The organism is Oleiphilus sp. HI0067 (genome assembly GCF_001635735.1).
Map to the genome: position 1 here is coordinate 1 of NZ_LWFI01000216.1, position 1,195 is coordinate 1,195.

Sequence of the window (1,195 nt, forward strand, 5' to 3'; positions counted from 1 at the left end):
ATACTAATACATCACTTTCCATTCCCATTGCTTGAATCTGTTTAGCGATCATATTGGCAGATGACGTGTCGCTATTTAGGCTGTCTAAACCGATATTGATTGCAGGGAAGCCTGGGCGCTCAAATTCATATTGGTCCATAAAGGCAGAACTAATGATTTGTGCAATCGGGTTAGCAAACCCAAGGCCGCATACTAAGAGCTTTTTGTCATTAAGTAGGGCGTCTACGATTAAGGTGCTTGCGTGATCGGTTTCTGATGCAATGCTCGTAATGTGCTCTGAGGCGATATCGATTTGGTCGCACAAATATTTGGCAATTGGGGAAAGGTCGTTCATTGGTACTAATGTGCTCCAAATGCTGATTTAATCCAGTTGATAGGCTGTTTGCATTCATGTGTGTCGAATGTGACGGTATCGAAACGACAGGTGCTATCAAATAGTTTGTGCTGTTGCATGTAAAGTAAGGCAGTTTTTACTAGTTTCGCTTGCTTTGGGTTGTTGATACTTTCTTGCGCACTGCCAAAGGTATCGGTTTTACGATAACGAACTTCGACAAATACAATCGCGTGGTGATCGCGCATTATAAGATCGATTTCTCCTAGGCGGCATGAATAATTGCGGGCAATAAGTTTTAGTCCGTTCTTCAATAGATGCTTTTCTGCCAATCGCTCGTATTTCGTTCCCTTGTTGTTCATTTATATCGTCCCTGATACATGAATTAATTAATTGGTATAGCTTTCCCGCCTTGATATTTAGCCCATTGCAGTCTTCGGATAATTGATCCATCGTCGTCAATAGCGAGTTTCCCTGTTCGTCCCTGAACAAAGCTATTTGGGATCTCGCGGAGCAACGCTAAGCGTGGCGATAGTGCATACGCATCGGCGCCTAAAGCGTAAAAGCGCATGTATTGTGCTGCGATATTCTTTCGCGAGGCATCGATTTGTAGCTTAATTTGATCTGTTTTATTAAAAGCCCACGGGATATCTATAAATTGGACTCCAGATAGGTCATTGTTCGTGTCAGTACTGTTCGGTTCGTGGATACTTGATGTGGCGAACACCGGAATGTCATCAGCGAAGTTGAATGCAAAGAGCGGATTGATGCGTTTGGCGTTCTGATTGTTTCCGAGTAACACAATTGCATCAATATCACGACGTCGTTCGGGGCGGGTCTCAAGTTTTAAGCCGGTAAGCCGCG

General features: G+C 43.8%; 2 protein-coding genes and 1 pseudogene. All 3 read right to left on the reverse strand.

What is annotated here, in order from left to right:
- Positions 1 to 334 (reverse strand): annotated as a pseudogene (locus A3739_RS02800) (SIS domain-containing protein); the annotation flags it as partial.
- Positions 335 to 339: 5 nt separating this feature from the next.
- Positions 340 to 693, reverse strand: coding sequence for a YraN family protein (locus tag A3739_RS02805; RefSeq protein WP_068472959.1), 354 nt, complete (start codon positions 691 to 693; stop codon positions 340 to 342).
- 23 nt (positions 694 to 716) lie between these two features.
- Positions 717 to 1,195, reverse strand: a 479-nt coding sequence (locus tag A3739_RS02810) for a penicillin-binding protein activator (RefSeq protein ID WP_197471989.1), incomplete at its 5' end; no start/stop codon positions are given.